Origin of the sequence: Nocardioides terrigena (assembly GCF_003047265.1) — a bacterium.
Lineage (GTDB): Bacteria > Actinomycetota > Actinomycetes > Propionibacteriales > Nocardioidaceae > Nocardioides > Nocardioides terrigena.
The window spans coordinates 811,936-827,922 of sequence record NZ_PZYY01000001.1; the positions used below are offsets into that span (position 1 = coordinate 811,936).

Annotated in this window: 9 protein-coding genes; 4 read left to right on the plus strand and 5 right to left on the minus strand. The window is 73.4% G+C overall.

Translation table 11 applies throughout. The features are described from left to right. Position 1: 1 nt before the first annotated feature. Positions 2-2,932, minus strand: coding sequence for an ATP-binding protein (locus tag DAE25_RS03845; protein WP_159083556.1), 2,931 nt, complete (start codon positions 2,930-2,932; stop codon positions 2-4). Positions 2,933-3,039: 107 nt separating this feature from the next. Then, a complete protein-coding gene (locus DAE25_RS03850; protein ID WP_107764846.1) occupies positions 3,040-4,743 on the minus strand; it encodes a fumarate hydratase in 1,704 nt (567 codons plus the stop codon). Positions 4,744-4,804: 61 nt separating this feature from the next. On the opposite strand from DAE25_RS03850, the gene DAE25_RS03855 reads away from it, so the two are divergent. Together DAE25_RS03855 and DAE25_RS03860 are read left to right on the plus strand one after the other, a co-directional pair. Next, the gene (locus tag DAE25_RS03855; RefSeq protein WP_107764847.1) at positions 4,805-5,890 is read left to right on the plus strand and encodes an FAD-dependent oxidoreductase; all 1,086 of its coding nucleotides are present in this window, start codon (positions 4,805-4,807) and stop codon (positions 5,888-5,890) included. Between the two features lie 108 nt (positions 5,891-5,998). After that, a complete protein-coding gene (locus DAE25_RS03860) occupies positions 5,999-6,277 on the plus strand; it encodes a hypothetical protein (RefSeq protein ID WP_107764848.1) in 279 nt (92 codons plus the stop codon). 24 nt (positions 6,278-6,301) lie between these two features. Here the strand turns inward: DAE25_RS03860 and DAE25_RS03865 are convergent, their stop codons facing one another. Both DAE25_RS03865 and DAE25_RS03870 read right to left on the minus strand, forming a co-directional pair. Beyond that, positions 6,302-9,208, minus strand: a complete 2,907-nt coding sequence (locus DAE25_RS03865) for an ATP-binding protein (protein WP_107764849.1) — start codon at positions 9,206-9,208, stop codon at positions 6,302-6,304. Beyond that, positions 9,205-12,120: an ATP-binding protein gene (locus DAE25_RS03870; RefSeq protein ID WP_159083557.1), complete on the minus strand. Its 2,916-nt coding sequence runs from the start codon at positions 12,118-12,120 to the stop codon at positions 9,205-9,207. The genes DAE25_RS03865 and DAE25_RS03870 overlap by 4 nt, the downstream gene beginning before the upstream one ends. A gap of 182 nt (positions 12,121-12,302) precedes the next feature. Here DAE25_RS03870 and DAE25_RS23025 point away from each other — a divergent pair, with 182 nt between their 5' ends. Both DAE25_RS23025 and DAE25_RS03890 read left to right on the plus strand, forming a co-directional pair. After that, positions 12,303-14,003, plus strand: a complete 1,701-nt coding sequence (locus DAE25_RS23025; RefSeq protein ID WP_159083558.1) for a CapA family protein — start codon at positions 12,303-12,305, stop codon at positions 14,001-14,003. Positions 14,004-14,012: 9 nt separating this feature from the next. Next, positions 14,013-14,654 carry a DUF1707 SHOCT-like domain-containing protein gene (locus DAE25_RS03890; protein WP_107764852.1) on the plus strand — a complete coding sequence of 214 codons (642 nt, stop codon included), beginning with the start codon at positions 14,013-14,015 and terminating at the stop codon, positions 14,652-14,654. A gap of 69 nt (positions 14,655-14,723) precedes the next feature. Here DAE25_RS03890 and DAE25_RS03895 read toward each other — a convergent pair whose 3' ends face one another. Next, the gene (locus DAE25_RS03895) at positions 14,724-15,983 is read right to left on the minus strand and encodes an ABC transporter ATP-binding protein (protein WP_107764853.1); all 1,260 of its coding nucleotides are present in this window, start codon (positions 15,981-15,983) and stop codon (positions 14,724-14,726) included. Between the last annotated feature and the right edge of the window lie 4 nt (positions 15,984-15,987).

A 15,987-nucleotide genomic window follows, 5' to 3' on the forward strand; every position in this document is an offset into this window, starting at 1 on the left:
GTCACCCGGACGGATCGGCGGTCCCTTCCGGCTGCGTCGCCAGGATGGCGGCCAGGAGCGGGGCGTGCTCCCGGGCGTCCCGGGCGGCCCGGCGCAGCAGCGCCGGCGCGCGCCCGGCGTGTCCGGCCACGATGTTCGCCTGAGCGGCGCGCCATCGTGCGTACGCCGCGTCGTGGGGGCGGTCCAGGCCGTCCCACTCCGCCGCGGCGGCCAGCCAGGGGCGCACGTCGTGCCCGCCGGCGAGCCGGTCCGTCTCGGCCGCCCACGAGGCAGCGACCGCCCCGGGTGTGGGCGCGGCCAGCGGGTCGCGGTCGGGGGTCGACCGGATGGCGCGCAGCCGGTCGGCGTGGCGGCGTCGCGCCGCCGACCCGGGCGGGGTCGTCTCGACGAGGTCCGCGGCTGCACGTGCCCCGAGCACGAGCAGCATGCCGAGCGAGGAGATCGCGTCGAAGCGGGCGGCCATCTCCAGCATCGCGACGAGCCGGTCCCAGGCGGCCTGCGGCCGGCCGAGCCACAGCTCGGAGCGGGCGGCGTACTGCGTGACGTCGGCGCGGTTCCACAGCGACGGCAGCTCGACGGCGTCGAGGGCCTCGAAGCGGCGCAGCGCGTCGTCGCGGCGTCCACGCATCATGTCCAGGGTGGCCCGCTCGGTGTGCAGCGCCCAGCGGTGGGGGTCGAGGTCGGCCTCGGTCAGGGGGTCGATGATGGCGGCCGCCCGGAGGGTGTGCCCGGACCGGCGGAGCGCGTCGGCGACGTTGGCGCGCAGCGAGCTCGACTCACGGGTGTCGATGCCCCACCGGTCGGCGGCCTCGAGACCCGCTGCGCCGGCGGCCTCGATCGCCTCGGCGCTGCCCCCGGTGATCAGGAGCAGGTCGGTGTGGCGCATGCCGAACTGGACCTCGCGGACCGGGTCGTCCCGCAGGGTCGGGAGCGCCGCCGCCTCGACGGCGTGCTGGACCGCGTCCGCGGAGTCGCCGGTCACCGCCTCGTACCACGCGACGTGCATGAGCGAGCTGCGCAGCTCGTCGGGGTCACCCAGCTCACGGCTGATCTCGACCACCCGGCGCGCGTCGCGCAGGCCCTCGGCCAGGCGACCCAGCCCGCTGAGGGTCCTGGCCCGCAGGCGCAGGGTGTCGAGGTGGCTCATCGACGTGGGGACGTGGTGCAGGTAGGCCGTGGCCTTGTTGATGAGGACGAGTGCCGACTCCTCGTCCACCTCGCCGAGGTAGTCCGCGGCCCGGCGGTAGAGCCCGGCCAGCTGCTCGTCGTTCATCCCGGCCGCGAGGGAGAGGGCCTCCTGCGCGAGGGCGGACGCCCGCTCGGGCTCCGACGACTGCTCGAAGGCGTCCATCGCGGCGAAGTAGGCCCCGACGAGGTCCACCGGCGGCTCGCCGACGTGGTGCGCCTCGGGCGGCCAGATCCGGATGGCCCGCAGCCAGTGCGTGGCCGCCTGGGGGGCCGCGAAGCGGAGCTCGGCCTCGCGTGCGGCACGGACGCGGCAGACGACCTCGCGGTCGGGTCGCCCGGCGGCCTGCCAGTGTGCGGCCACCGCGGAGGCCGGGACCGACGCGGGCGCGGCCTCGAGGGCCTCGGCGAGCCGCTGGTGGTAGGGCGCGGACTCGCCGGGGACGAGTCGCCGCTGGATGGCCTCCGCCAGCAGCGGGTGCTGCAGCTCGATCCGTCCTTCGGCAGCCTCGGCGAGCAGGTGCTGGTCGCGCAGCTCGTGCAGGCAGTCGAGCAACCGGTCCTGCTCCAGCCCGCTCGCCGCACGCAGGACGTCCAGGCTCAGCGGGTGGCCCGCGACCGCCAGCGCCACGACCACCGGCCAGGACCCGGGTCGGAGCCCGTCGAGGCGCTGGTCCAGCAGGTCGCGGAGCAGTGCCGGCAAGTGGTCGCCGGTCTCGTAGAAGGCCAGCAGCTGCTCGGTGAAGAGGGGCTGGCCGCGGCTGCGGGCGTGCAGCCTGTCGATCTCCCCGGGGGGCATGGAGACGCCCAGCAGCTCGACCTGGAGCGCCGTCTCGGGAAGGGTCAACGGCTCCAGCTCCAGCGTGGTCACCCCGGCGACGCGCCGGATCCGGGTGAACCACTCCGTCGCCTCCGCCCGGGTCGTGTGCTCGTCGAGCCGGAAGGTGCCGAGCAGCGGCGGCCCGGCGCCCGCGTTGGCGAGGTGCTCCAGCACGGCCAGCGTGGCGGTGTCGGCCCAGTGCAGGTCCTCCAGGACGACGGCCATCCTCCGGACCCGGCTCAGGGCCTCGAGCACGGTTCGGATCGCCGACATCAGCCGTTGCCGGGACCAGCCGTCCTCGGGTGCCGGCGACGATCCGTCCTGCTCCATCTCGGGCAGCAGCCGCTTGAGGGACTCCTCGACGTATCCCGGCGAGGCGGCCAGCGCCTCCGTCAGCCACGTCCCGTCACCGGTCCGGTGGGCGGCCCGCAGCACCGTCGCCGTCGGCAGGAGGGGGACGTCGACCGACAGGTGCAGGCAGTGCCCCGTGAGCACCTCGACACCGTCGGCGCTGTCGGCCGCCACCGTGGCGAGGCGGGTCTTCCCGATCCCTGCCTCGCCGACGAGCAGCATCAGGCCGTCGCCCGCCTCGAGGTGTCGTCGTACGACCAGGAGCTCCTCGCGCCGACCGGCCATGGCCGGCCGCGCGCGGGTCTCCGGCTCGTCCTCGTCCCGCCCGGCGGCGAGCCAGAGGTCGTGGAACCCCGACGTGTCACCCCCCAGTGCCTCGACGACCAGCTCGAGCACGCCCCACGCCGGCAGCCGGGCGGAGGAGAAGACGTGCGAGACCGTGGTGTGGCTGCACCCGGCCTCCCGGGCCAGCGTCCGCAGGCTGGGCCAGCCGGCGCGGAGGTGGAGGTCGTGCAGGGCGTCCACCAGCTCCCGCTGGGGCCCCGGCGGGAGGTCAGGTCGCGGCAGTCCTCCCACCTCGACTCCCTCGTCGACCGCTGGTCGTGGTGTCGCCCGAGCGACGTGGTCACTCCAGCATCGCGCCGCGGGAGGGCGGTGTCATGCCCCATCCGTGCCAGTTCGGCTCACTTCTCGGCGGAGCGGACCCGGATCCCGGAGACGGGCACGGTGACGGCACCGGAGGGGTCGGTGAAGAAGTCGTTGCCCTTGTCGTCCACCACGATGAACGCCGGGAAGTCCTCGACCTCGATCTTCCAGACCGCCTCCATGCCCAGCTCCTCGTACTCCAGCACCGAGACCGAGGTGATGCAGTCCTGGGCGAGGCGGGCCGCCGGACCGCCGATCGAGCCGAGGTAGAAGCCGCCGTGGGCGTCGCAGGACTCGGTGACGACCTTCGAGCGGTTGCCCTTGGCGAGCATCACCTTCGAGCCGCCCGCGGCCTGGAACTGCTCGACGTACGAGTCCATGCGACCGGCCGTCGTGGGGCCGAACGACCCGGACGCCATGCCGGCAGGGGTCTTGGCGGGGCCGGCGTAGTAGACCGGGTGGTCGCGCAGGTACGACGGCATCTCCTCGCCGGCGTCGAGGCGCTCCTTGATCTTGGCGTGGGCGATGTCGCGGGCGACGACGAGGGGCCCGGTCAGCGACAGCCGCGTCTTGACCGGGTGGCGCGAGAGCTCGGCGAGGATCTCCGACATCGGCAGGTTCAGGTCGATCTGCACGACCTCTCCCGACGAGATCTCGTCGGAGACCCCGGCGTCGGGCATGTAGTGCGCCGGGTCGGTCTCGAGCTGCTCGAGGAACACGCCCTCGGCGGTGATCTTGCCCAGCGCCTGCCGGTCGGCCGAGCACGAGACCGCGATGGCGACCGGGCACGAGGCTCCGTGGCGGGGGAGCCGGACGACGCGGACGTCGTGGCAGAAGTACTTCCCGCCGAACTGCGCGCCGATCCCGAAGGACTGGGTCAGCTTGAAGACCTCCTCCTCGAGCTCGAGGTCGCGGAAGCCGTGCGCGCTCATCGAGCCCTCGGTCGGGAGGTTGTCGAGGTAGTGCGCCGAGGCGTACTTCGCGGTCTTGAGGGCGTACTCCGCGCTCGTGCCGCCGATGACCACGGCGAGGTGGTAGGGCGGGCACGCGGCCGTGCCGAGCGAGCGGATCTTCTCGTCGAGGTAGGTCAGCAGGCGCTCGGGGTTGAGGATCGCCTTGGTCTCCTGGAACAGGAACGACTTGTTGGCCGAGCCGCCACCCTTGGCCATGAAGAGGAACTTGTACTCCGGCTTGCCGGAGGTCTGCGGCGTCGAGTAGATCTCGATCTGCGCCGGGAGGTTGGTGCCGGTGTTCTTCTCCTCGAACGTCGTCAGCGGCGCCAGCTGGGAGTAGCGCAGGTTGAGCTTGGTGTACGCGTCGTACACGCCACGGCTGATCGCCTCGCCGTCGTCGATGCCGGTGAGCACGCCCTCGGACTTCTTGCCCATGACGATCGCGGTGCCGGTGTCCTGGCACATCGGCAGCACGCCGCCGGCGGAGATGTTGACGTTCTTGAGCAGGTCGAGCGCGACGAAGCGGTCGTTGCCCGACGCCTCCGGGTCGTCGATGATCCGGCGCAGCTGCGCGAGGTGCGCGGGCCGCAGGTAGTGGCTGATGTCGTGCATCGCCTCGGCGGTCAGCCGCTGGATCGCCTCCGGCGACACGCGCAGGAAGGTCTGGCCGTCCACCTCGGTGGTGGAGACGCCCTCGGTGGTGATCAGCCGGTACGGCGTCTCGTCCGGGCCGGTCGGCAGGAGGTCGGAGTAACGGAACTCGCTGCTCTGAACAGGTGCAGTGCTCACGAGGGCTCAGGGTACGCCGCGGGGTCGGGCATAGCGGACGCTGCCCGGGCGTTGGGCCGATGTGCACGTCCACGACCAGATTCTCGACTCGCTCGTCATCGGCGCCGGCCAGGCCGGCCTCTCCGCGTCCCGGCACCTCGCGCGCCGCGGCATCGACCACGTCGTGCTCGACGCCGACGAGCGTCCCGGAGGCGCGTGGCAGCACCGCTGGGACTCGCTCCGCATGGCCGACGTGCACGGCGTCGCGGACCTGCCCGACGCGGTCGCCCCGGGACGCTCGGACGGGCGCGCCAACGTCGTCGTACCGGCGTACTTCTCGGACTACGAGCGGCGCTTCGACCTGCCGGTGGTGCGGCCCGTCCTCGTCGACTCGGTGTCCAGCGAGGGTGGGTTGCTGGCCGTGACGGCGGGCGAGCGGGCCTGGCGCACTCGGACCCTGGTCAACGCCACCGGCACCTGGACGCAGCCCTTCGTGCCCCACTACCCGGGCATCGAGACGTTCGCCGGCGAGCAGCTGCACACGGTCGACTACCCCGGACCGCAGCACTTCGCCGGGCGCCGCGTCCTCGTGGTCGGCGGCGGTGCCTCCGCCGTCCAGTTCCTCGGCGAGCTGGCACCCGTGGCCGACACGCTGTGGGTGACCCGTCGCCCACCGGTGTGGCGCACCGACGACTTCGACCCGGAGGCCGGCCTCGCCGCCGTCACGCTGGTCGCCGATCGCGTACGCCGCGGGCTGCCGCCGACGAGCGTCGTCGGCGTGACGGGACTCGCCCTGCGTCCCCAGGAGCGCGAGGCCGAGCGGCTCGGCGCCTACCGACGGCGGCCGATGTTCGACCGGATCGAGCCGACCGGGGTGCGCTGGGACGCGGGTGCGGTGCTCGAGCGGGTCGACGTGATCCTCTGGGCCACCGGCTTCCGTCCGGCCGTCGGCCACCTCGCCCCGCTCCGGCTCCGCACGCCGGCGGGTGGCATCCAGCTCGACGTGGGCGGGGCCGTGCAGAGCGCGGTGACGGCCGTCCGCGACCCGCGGGTGCAGCTCGTCGGCTACGGGCCGTCGGCCAGCACGATCGGCGCCAACCGCGCCGGTCGGGCCGCGGCGGTCGCGGTCGCGCGCGTGCTGGCTGAGGACGACGACCTCAGCGCCTGAGCCGTCCCGGCTGTCCACTTCTGTCAACTCCCGTCAACCCGGGGTCGAGCGGCTCAACTCTGGATGGACAACCACCGCAACCGCGGGGGTCCACACAGGGGAGAAGACATGAACAGCAGGCAGATCCGCCGCCGCTGCGCCGTCATCGGGGCCGCGGCCACCATCACCATGACCACCGCTCTCGCGCCCACCGCGAGCAGCGCCGCCGACACGGAGGAGGGCCCCACGGACCGGCCCTGCTTCATGATCCAGTCGCACTGGAACACGGGGTACGACGGGCCCCAGCCGACCTGCCCGACGCCCACGTGGCAGATGCAGGACGACAACGACGAGCCGCTGCCCGACCGGATGCGCAACGTCTCGTTCACCGGCGACTTCATGCCGTGACGCGGGGGTCCCCTGGCCGGACGGTCAGTGTCCGCCGGCGACGGTGGCGCTGATCGCCCGGTGTAGGGGGACGTGCTCGCGCGCGTCGGCAGCCGCGCGCTCGAGGAGTCGTCGCGCGACGGTCGCCTGCCCGTCGCGCAGCGCTGCCTGCGCTCCGCGCCAGCGGCAGTACGCCGCGTCGTGCGGGCGGGTGAGCCGGTCCCACAGCGCGGCCGCCCTCACCCAGTCCTCCACCGCGTCCTCGCCGGACGCCCTCGCCAGCTCGGCCGCCGCGGTCGTCATGTGCGCAGCGACGTGCGGGTCAGGGACATCGGAGGCGCGCCGTCCGAAGCCTGCACGGGACAGCAGGGACTGCACCACGGGCACCCCCGCACTGCTCGGGTCGCCGCCGGCCGTCGCGCTGTCGGCCACGCCTCGTGCGGCCGCGACGAGGCCCGGGCACACGATGCGGGACGGTGCACGGTCCACCGTTGCGTCGAGGTCGCGCAGGAGACGGCGCAACCACCCGTGCCCCGATCCTCGCCAGAAGTCGACGTCGGAGGCGATGCAGAGGATGTCCAGGTCGATCTCGTCGTGCACCAGGACGTCGCTGAGGAGCACGTGGATGCGGTGCGCGGCCGAGTCCACGTGACCCAACCGGACGTCGACGGCTGCACGGACCGAATGCGTCATCCACCGATCCGGGTCCGGTGGGTCCTCCGCCGCGACGCCGACGACGGCTCCGGCGGCGGTGACCTGGCCGGCGCGGAGCCTTGCCTGCGCCAGGTTGGCACGCAGCGCCATGCTGCTCTCGTTGTCGATGCCCCAGTCACGGGCGGCGTCCAGGCCCGCGCGCGCCGCATCCTCGATGTCGTCGAGTGCGCCGCCGTGCAGCAGCAGGACGTCGGTGGCGATCGTGGCCGACCTGATGTCCCCGAGGGGATCGTCGCCGTCCGCGAGGAACGCACGGCCGCGGGCCAGGAGGTCGAGGGTGTTGGACACGTCGCCCTCCAGGCCCTCATGCCAGGCCAGACCGATCAGTTGCTGGCGCAGGAGATGGGGCTCGTCGAGGGCCTCCGCCACGCCGACTGCGGCCCGTGCCTCGGCGGCGGCCTCGTCGTACCGGCCCAGCGAGTTGAGCTGCCACCGTCTCCGGTTGAGGACGTGGAGATACGTGGCGTCGGCCGGGAGTCGGCTGGAGATCTCGATCGCCCTGTCGACCAGCTCCAGCCCGACCGCCATCCCGTCGCGGTCCCCTCGGAAGTCGGCCGCCCGGAGCAGGAGCTCGACGCGAGCTGCATCGTCGACCTCTCCCAGCACCTCCTCGGCAGCGTCGCTCATGGCGGCAGCGCGACCCCACTGGAGTGACTCCTTCAGGGCGTCGATGGCCGCAACGTAGGCGAGTGGTCTCGTGACGGACGGGTCACCCACGCTCACGGCCCGGGGCGGCCACAGGTCGAGGACCCTGAGCCAGTGGTCCGCCTCCTGGCGCCAGTCGAGAGCGGCCGCCGAGTCCCGGGCCGCTTTCACCCGCCAGGGCAGCTCGCGCTCACGATCCCCGGCGCTCCGCCAGTGGTTCGCCACTTCGGCGGCGGCGGCATCGGGGTCCCTGCCCAGGGCCTCGGCCAGCGACCGGTGGATGACATTCCGCTCGCCCGGCACCAGCCGACGCCGCGTCGCCTCGGCCAGCAACGGGTGCCGGATCCTCACCATCTCGTCGAGCGAAGGACCGAGGAGCCGTCGGCTCCGGAGCCGACGGAGCTGGGACACCAGGTCCCCTGGTGCCAGGTCGCTGGCATCCGCGAGCTGCGCCGGTGAGAGTGGGCGCTCCGCGACTCCGAGAGTGCGGAGCACGACCCAGGCGTGCTGGTCGAGTCCTTCGAGCCGACGGTCCAGCAGGTCGGCGAGGAGAGCCGGCAGGCGGCCCTCGCCGTCGACGTGCGCAGCGAGCTGCTCGGTGAACAGCGGCTGCCCCTGACTGCGGGGATGGATGGTGTCGAGCAGCTCCGGTGCACCGAGAAGGCTGAGCTGGTCCGCGGTCTCCTCGCGGGTGAGGGCGCCGAGTGGGAGCACGTGGACATCGGGACGCCGCGCGACCCGAGCGTGCCAGTCGTTGCTCCAGTGCGGAGTCGAGTCGTCCTCGGTCCGCCATGACCCCACGACCGCGACGGGGGGCGAGTGCTGGAGGAGGCGGTCGAGCAGATCGAGGGTCGTGGGGTCGGCCCAGTGCAGGTCCTCGAGCAGGAGCGCCAGGCGACGCTGCTCCGCGAGCCGCCCCAACACCATCTCCAGGGCGGTGAACAGGTGCTGCCGGGCAAACTCCCCGGACTCCCCGTCCTTGTCCGGCATCTCACCGGTCAGCTGCGGCACCAGCCGGGACAGCGACCGTGGGACGGAGGACGGGAGGCCATCGAGGGCACGGTCGAACCAGCGGCCGTCGTCGACGTCGTGGATCGCGACCAGCGCGTCGATGACCGGCATGAGTGGCACCTCGGTCGACAGCGGCAGGCAGTGGCCGGTGGCGACGAACGCGTCGGTGGTGGCTGCTGCGGCTCTCACGAGGGTGGTCTTGCCGATGCCGGCCTCGCCGGTGACGAGGAGGAGTCCGGTGCCGGTCTCGAGGTGGCGTCGTACGGCGGTGAGCTCGGGTTTACGTCCGGCGATGCGGGGGGTGGGTGGTCGGGCGTGGTCGGTGGGGGTGGTGGCGGTGAGCCAGAGGTCGTGGAAGGTGGTGGTGTCGCCGTCCATGGCTTCGACGAGGAGCTCGAGGGTGCCCCAGGTGGGGATCTTGGGGGAGGAGAGGGCGTGGGAGACGGTGGTGTGGGAGACGCCGGTCTCGCGGGCGAGGGCGCGTAGCGAGGGCCAGCCGGCGCGGTGGTGGAGGTCGTGGAGGGCGTCGACGAGGTCGCGGTGGGGTCCGGGCGCCAGCTCGGGGCGGGGGAGTGCGCTCATGGGTGGCCCACCCGGGTGGTCGCGATCGCGCGGTGGAGGGGGACGTGCTCGCGGGCGTCGACGGCAGCACGCTCGAGGAGCCCGCGAGCGGCGGTGGTGTCCCCCTGCCTCAGGGCGAGCCGGGCGCCGCGCCAGCGGCAGTACGCCGCGTCGTGCGGTCGGGCGAGCCGGTCCCACTCGGCGGCGGCACCGGTCCACAGGTCGAGGGACTCCCGGCCCTCCAGCCTGCGGATCTCGGCACACCACAGGGCGCGTGCGGCGGTGCCGTGGCCGATCATCGGGTGCGGACCGAACGGGTCGCGCGAGCAGGCGCCGTGCAGTCGGTGCAACCGGGCGGCGAGCTCGTGCCGCTCGGGTGCCTCCACGGGCCGGCGCCCGGCCGCGGCCTCGTCGGCGCCGGCCCGCGCCGCGGTCGTCAGGGCCAGGGCGAAGAGCATCGAGTCCTCGCGGGCGACGGCACGCTCCAGGGTGGGCAGCAGCTCGGCCAGCGCCGCTCCCGGCTGACCCGCCCAGAGGTGTGCCTCGGCGTAGCAGCGGGAGAGGTACGTGCGGTGCGCGCCGGAGGTGACGCGGAGCTCCTTCAGCAGGGACGCCCGCTCGAGCGCGGCGTCCGCGTTGCCGAGCGCGGACTCCACGTTGACCCGCTCGATGTGGATCGGCCACCGGTCGGCCCCGGGCGCGTCCTCCGACGCCGGGAGGACCAGCCTGGCCGCCTCGCCCACCCGGCCGGCCTCGCGCAGCGCCTGGCCGACGTTCGCGATGAGCATGCCGACGATGAACGTGTCGAGGCCGTACTCGGCGGCGGTCTGCAGCGCCTCCGCCGCCGCGGCCACCACCTCGTCCGCGCCGGCGCCGGTCTGCAGCAGCAGGTCGGTGTGGTTGGTCGCCAGCTCGACCAGGTCGTAGGGGTCGCAGCGCTCCGGATCGACGGTGCGGGCCTCCTCGAAGCATCGTCGCGACGCCTCCACGTCGCCCAGCGCGAGGTGGTACCACCCGCGTCGGGAGAGCGCGAGCATCAAGAAGCTGGGCTCGTCGATCTGCCTGCAGACCTCGACCACCCGGGCGGAGGTCCGCGCGGCGTCGTCGAGCCGTCCGGCGTTGAACAGCATCGTGGCCCGGCGGAGCAGGGCGTCCGCGAGCACCAGGCTCGGACCGGCGCGCTCCAGGATCTCCACGGCGCGGGCCGCCATGTCGAGGCTCTCGTCACTGACACCCCGGACGTCGAACTGCAGGTTGGCCACGATGATGAGGATCTCCGCGGCGACGAGCGGGCTGGCTCCGGGCACCGCCTCGAGGGCGCGCGGGCAGAGGTCGTGGGCAGCCACGACGTCGACCATGGACAAGGCCTCGACGGCGCGGATCAGTGCCTCGGCATGGCTCAGGGGCGGATCCCCTGCCTCCGAGGTCCCGGGCGGCCACGCCTCCACGACCCTGGCCCACTGCCGGGCGCTCTCGTGGACCGAGAAGCGCTCCCGAGCCGCGCGGGCCGCCCGGATGCGCCACGTGAGCTCCTGGCGCCCGTCGCCCGCTGCCTGCCAGTGGTTGGCCACCTCGGCGGGTGCGGCGTCGGGCTCGGCCCCGAGGGCGAGGGCCAGGGCCCGGTGGACCCCTGCTGCCTCACCCGGAACGAGCCTGCGGCGGATGGCCTCGGCCAGGAGGGGGTGCCGGAGCTGGGCGCGGTCGACGCCGGAGCGCACCAGGTGTCGTCGCCGCAGCTCACGCAGGGCGCCCACCAGCCGGTCGCCGTCGAGGCCGGTGGCGACCTCGAGGTGCGCCGGGGGCAGCGACCGGTCCGCCGTGCCCAGTGCCCGGGCGACGAGCCACGCGTCGTCCGCGATGGCGGCGAAGCGCTGGTCCAGGAGGTCGGTCAGGAAGCGGGGCAGGGCGGTCCCGTCGTCGCGGTGGGCCGCCAGCTGCTCGGTGAAGAGCGGCTGGCCGGCGGTGCGCGCGTGGATCGCGGCGACCCGGGGCGACGTCGGGTCGAGGCCGAGCATCAGCAGCTGCTCGGCCGTCTCGTCCGCGCTCAGCGGGCGCAGGTCGAGGACGGTGACGTCCGCGCCCCGCCGTACGTGCCCGAACCACTGCGCGACCGAGGGGGACGTCGTCGGGTCGTGCGTCCGCCAGGTGCCGACCACCGGGACGCCCGGGCCTCGTGACAGGAGCTGGGTGAGCAGGTCCAGGGTCGCCGCGTCGGCCCAGTGCAGGTCCTCCAGGACGACGGCCGTCGGACGTCGTGCCGCGAGCCCTGTGAGGGCAGCGCCCACGGCGGGGGTGAGCAGGTGCCGCCCGACGGAGTCGTCCGGCGGGCGGGTGGCATCCAGCTCGGGGAGGAGGGCACCCAGGACCTCGGGCACGTACGCCGGGGCGGAGGCCATGGCGTCGCGCCACCAGCCTCCGTCGCCGTGCGTGGTGGCCTGGCGCAGCACGTCGACCACGGGCAGCAGCGGCACCTCGGAGGACAGCGGGAGGCAGTGGCCGGTCAGCACGACGGGGGCCGACGACTCGACGGCGGTGCTGACGAGCCGGGTCTTGCCGATGCCTGCTTCGCCGGTGACGAGGAGGAGTCCGGTGCCGGAGTCGAGGTGGCGTCGTACGGCGGTGAGCTCGGGTCTTCGGCCGGCGATGCGGGGGGTGGGTGGTCGGGTGTCGTCGTGGGGGGTGGTGGCGGCGAGCCAGAGGTCGTGGAAGGAGGCGGTGTCGCCGTCCATGGCCTCGACGAGGAGCTCGAGGGTGCCCCAGGACGCGATCCTGGGGGAGGAGAAGGCGTGGGAGACAGTGGTGTGGGAGACGCCGGTCTCGCGGGCGAGGGTGCGCAGGGAGGGCCAGCCGGCGCGGTGGTGGAGGTCGTGGAGGGCGTCGACGAGGTCGCGGTGGGGTCCGGGCGCCAGCTCGGGCCGGGCAAGTGCGCTCACGTCGTCTCCGTCCGCCGGGGACCCGAGACCCGGGCTCCAGACTCCACCGCGGCCCCCGTGCTGTCCACCGTGCTGTCCACAGGGACGAGCACCGGATCCCGCGCGTTGAACAACTCGGCACGACGAGCCGTTCCCACCCCTGAGCAACAATCGGCGGCACGGGAGACGGACGGGGAGCGGACGTGGGTGGACGGACGGCGGGGACCGCGGTGCTGCTGGTGCTGGGCCTTGCCCTGACCTCCTGCACGGCGGCGACGCCCGAGCCTTCATCGGCACCGCCACCGGAGCCGACGGCGCAGGAGGCGGCAGTCCTCGAGGAGGCGTCCGGGGTGGTCACCCTGGCCTTCGCCGGGGACGTGCACTTCGAGGCGCACCTCACCCGACTGCTCGACCGGCCCCGGGGTGCCCTGGGGCCGATCGCCGCCACCCTGCGCGAGGCGGACCTCGCGATGCTCAACCTCGAGAGCGCCGTCACGGTGCGGGGCGACCGCGACCCCAAGGAGCTCGAGGACCCGGACAACCGCTACCACTTCCGTACGTCGCCCCGGGCGCTGGACGTCCTCGCCGCTGCCGGGGTCGACGTGGTCAGCGTTGCCAACAACCACGTCGGCGACTACGGCGCGGTGGGCCTCGCCGACACCCTGGCCGCGGCCCGGGACGCGGACGTGGAGGTGATCGGCATCGGCCGCAACGAGGCCGCGGCGCTCACGCCCCACCGCGTCACGAGGGACGGGATCGACCTGGCCTTCCTCGCCGCCGACTCGGTGTTCCGGGAGGGCAGCAGCGACGTGTGGGCGGCCGGCCCCGACAGTGCGGGCCTGGCGGCCGCGCGCCGGGCCCGGCCGGCGGCTCTGCTCGACGCGGTCAGGCAGTCCGCCGAGGTCGACGACGTCGTGGTCGTCTACCTGCACTGGGGCCGCGAGCGGCAGTCCTGCCCCACGCAGAAGCAGCGCCTCCTCGGCCGCCAGCTCGCCGAGGCCGGGGCCGACGTCGTGGTGGGAAGCCACTCCCACGTCCTGGGCGGCGCGGGGTGGTCGGGTGACACCTACGTCGGGTACGGGTTGGGCAACTTCGTCTGGTACCACAACCGGCAGCCGGACACCGGGGTGCTGTCCCTGAGCGTGGACCGTGACGGCGTCGTCGACGACTCCTGGACACCTGCCCGGATCGCCGCCGGCGGGCGGCCGCGACCGCTGGCCGGGCCGGCCCGGGGCGCCGCGGTCAACCGGTGGGCGGACCTGCAGCGCTGCACCGGCCTGGCGGCCGAGCGCGGGGGCGCCCAGGCCGACGACCCGGCGTACACCTCCTCGGTGCGCCGCATCGGCGCGACCCTGGCCGAGCGGATGAGCACCAGCCACGGCCCCGGCTGCCCGGTGCCGTTGCGCGACCTGCGCTACCTCCGGATGACCCACCGCGACTTCGACGGCGTCGCTCGCACCGGGGAGATGGTCGTGCACCGCCGGTACGCCCGCGACGTGACGCTCGCCTTCGGTCGCCTGTACGACGTCGGCTTCCCGATCAGGCGCATGCGCCTGGTGGACGACTACGGCGGCGACGACGACCGCTCGATGGCGGCCAACAACACCTCGGGCTTCAACTGCCGCCGGGTCGCCGGGCAGACCACCTGGTCCGACCACGCCTACGGGGCCGCGATCGACATCAACCCGATCCAGAACCCCTACGTGCGGCCCGGGTCCATCGACCCACCGTCGGGGCGGGGCTTCGCCCGCGTCGACCGCGCCGGCAGCGCCCCCGTCGCGGCGGGCGTGATCCACGCGTCGGACCCCGTGGTCGCTGCCTTCGCCCGCATCGGCTGGCAGTGGGGTGGCTACTGGCTGTCGTCCAAGGACTACCAGCACTTCGCCGCCTCCGACGCTCGGTAGGGTGCCGTCATGGGCGAGCTGGAGGGGACGAACGTCCCGGGGGACCCGAGCCGGATGCGCATCTCGGACGCCGACCGACACCGGGTGGCGGAGGTGCTGCGCGAGGCCGCGGGGGAGGGACGCCTCGACCTCGACGAGCTCGACGAACGCCTCGAGCTGACCTTCGCCGCGAAGACCTACGCCGACCTGGTCCCGATCACCGCCGACCTGCACGCCGCGCACCCTGCCCCGAGCGCGCCGGTGCCCCGCGCGGGCGGCGTCCCCGCGGTCGGGCACGCGTCGTCGACGGCGATCATGGGTGAGTGCAAGCGCCGCGGCGTGTGGCAGGTCCCTGCGCACCACGCGGCGTTCTCGCTGATGGGCAGCATCACCCTCGACCTGCGGCAGGCGGTGCTGTCGGCTCGCGAGACGGTCATCAACGCCAGCGCGATCATGGGCGACGTCAAGATCATCATCCCCGCCCACATGCACGCCGTCGTCGATGGCACCCCGATCATGGGCGACTACGGGCAGGGCAAGGACAAGGTGGCGGCCGACCTCGGCCCCGACTCGCCGACCATCCGGGTCCGGGGCCTGGCCCTGATGGGCTCGGTGCAGGTGGTGCGGCTGCCGCCGCCCGGCACGCCACGCAGGATCATGGGCACCTACTGACCCTGCACGCGACGAGGCCCGCCCCGGGGGTGTCGGGGCGGGCCTCGTCGTCGTACGTCCTCGGGTGGGTCAGGCCTCCTCGGCGGAGTGGACCTGCTCGCCCTGGTCGGCCATCTTCTCGGCCTTCTCCTTCGCCTTCGGGTCCTCGCGCTCCGGGATCCGGCCCGCTCGCGACTCGTCGACGGTGAGGTTCTCGCCGGTGGTCGGGTCGAAGAGGTGGATCTTGCTCGCGTCCACCCAGATCTCGGCCTCGTCGCCCTCGGCGATGCGGCTGGCCCCGTCGAGGGACACGACGAGCTGGGTGCGCATCTGGTCGCCGTCGAGCTCCCTCTCCAGCTCGGTGAGCTGCTTCTGGACCTCCGGCGGCGCCTCGAAGGGGATGTAGGCGTACGCCTCGTTGCCGAGCCACTCGACCACGTCCACCTTGGCCCGGAAGGTCGAGCCGGCGGGGGCGTCGTCCTTGACCGACGCGTCCTCGAAGTGCTCGGGCCGGATGCCGGCGATGAGCAGCCCCTTGCCCTGGGCGTTGGCGGTCTTCTCCGGCGGGAGCTCGACCGTGCCGAAGGGCATCTTGACCGAGGTGCCGTCGACCTCCGCGGGCACGAAGTTCATCGGCGGCGAGCCGATGAAGCCGGCCACGAACAGGTTGCCCGGGTTGGTGTAGAGCTCGCGCGGGGTGGCGAGCTGCTGGAGCACGCCTCGCTTGAGCACCGCGACCCGGTCGCCCAGCGTCATCGCCTCGGTCTGGTCGTGGGTGACGTAGACCGTGGTGATCCCCAGCCGCTTCTGCAGCCGGGCGATCTCGGTGCGCATCTGGCCACGCAGCTTGGCGTCGAGGTTGGAGAGCGGCTCGTCGAAGAGGAACGCGTCCGCGTCGCGCACGATCGCGCGGCCCATCGCGACGCGCTGCCGCTGACCACCCGACAGGTTGCCGGGCTTGCGCTCGAGGTGCTCGTCGAGCTCCAGCGTCTTGGACGCGTCGCGGACCTTCTTGTCCACCTCGTCGTTCGAGGCGCCGGCCAGCCGCAGCGGGAACGCGATGTTCTCGTAGACGGTGAGGTGCGGGTAGAGCGCGTAGTTCTGGAACACCATCGCCAGGTTGCGGTCGCGGGGAGCGAGGTCGTTGACCCTCTTGTCGCCGATCATCATGTCGCCCGAGGTGATGTCCTCCAGGCCCACGATCATCCGCAGCAGGGTCGACTTCCCGCAGCCCGACGGGCCGACGAGGATCATGAACTCCCCGTCCTGGACGTCGATGCTGATGTCGTTGACGGCGGGGAAGCCGTCGCCGTACTTCTTGACGATGTTCTTGATGTCAATGGCAGCCATGTGA

Bases quoted from the DNA above. Each gene is read 5' to 3' on its own strand.
- DAE25_RS03860 (WP_107764848.1), top strand. From the start codon at position 5,999: ATGAACAGCAGGCAGATCCGCCGCCGCTGCGCCGTCATCGGGGCCGCG.
- DAE25_RS03865 (WP_107764849.1), bottom strand. From the start codon at position 9,208: ATGAGCGCACTCCCCCGCCCCGAGCTGGCGCCCGGACCCCACCGCGAC.
- DAE25_RS03890 (WP_107764852.1), top strand. From the start codon at position 14,013: ATGGGCGAGCTGGAGGGGACGAACGTCCCGGGGGACCCGAGCCGGATG.
- DAE25_RS03895 (WP_107764853.1), bottom strand. From the start codon at position 15,983: ATGGCTGCCATTGACATCAAGAACATCGTCAAGAAGTACGGCGACGGC.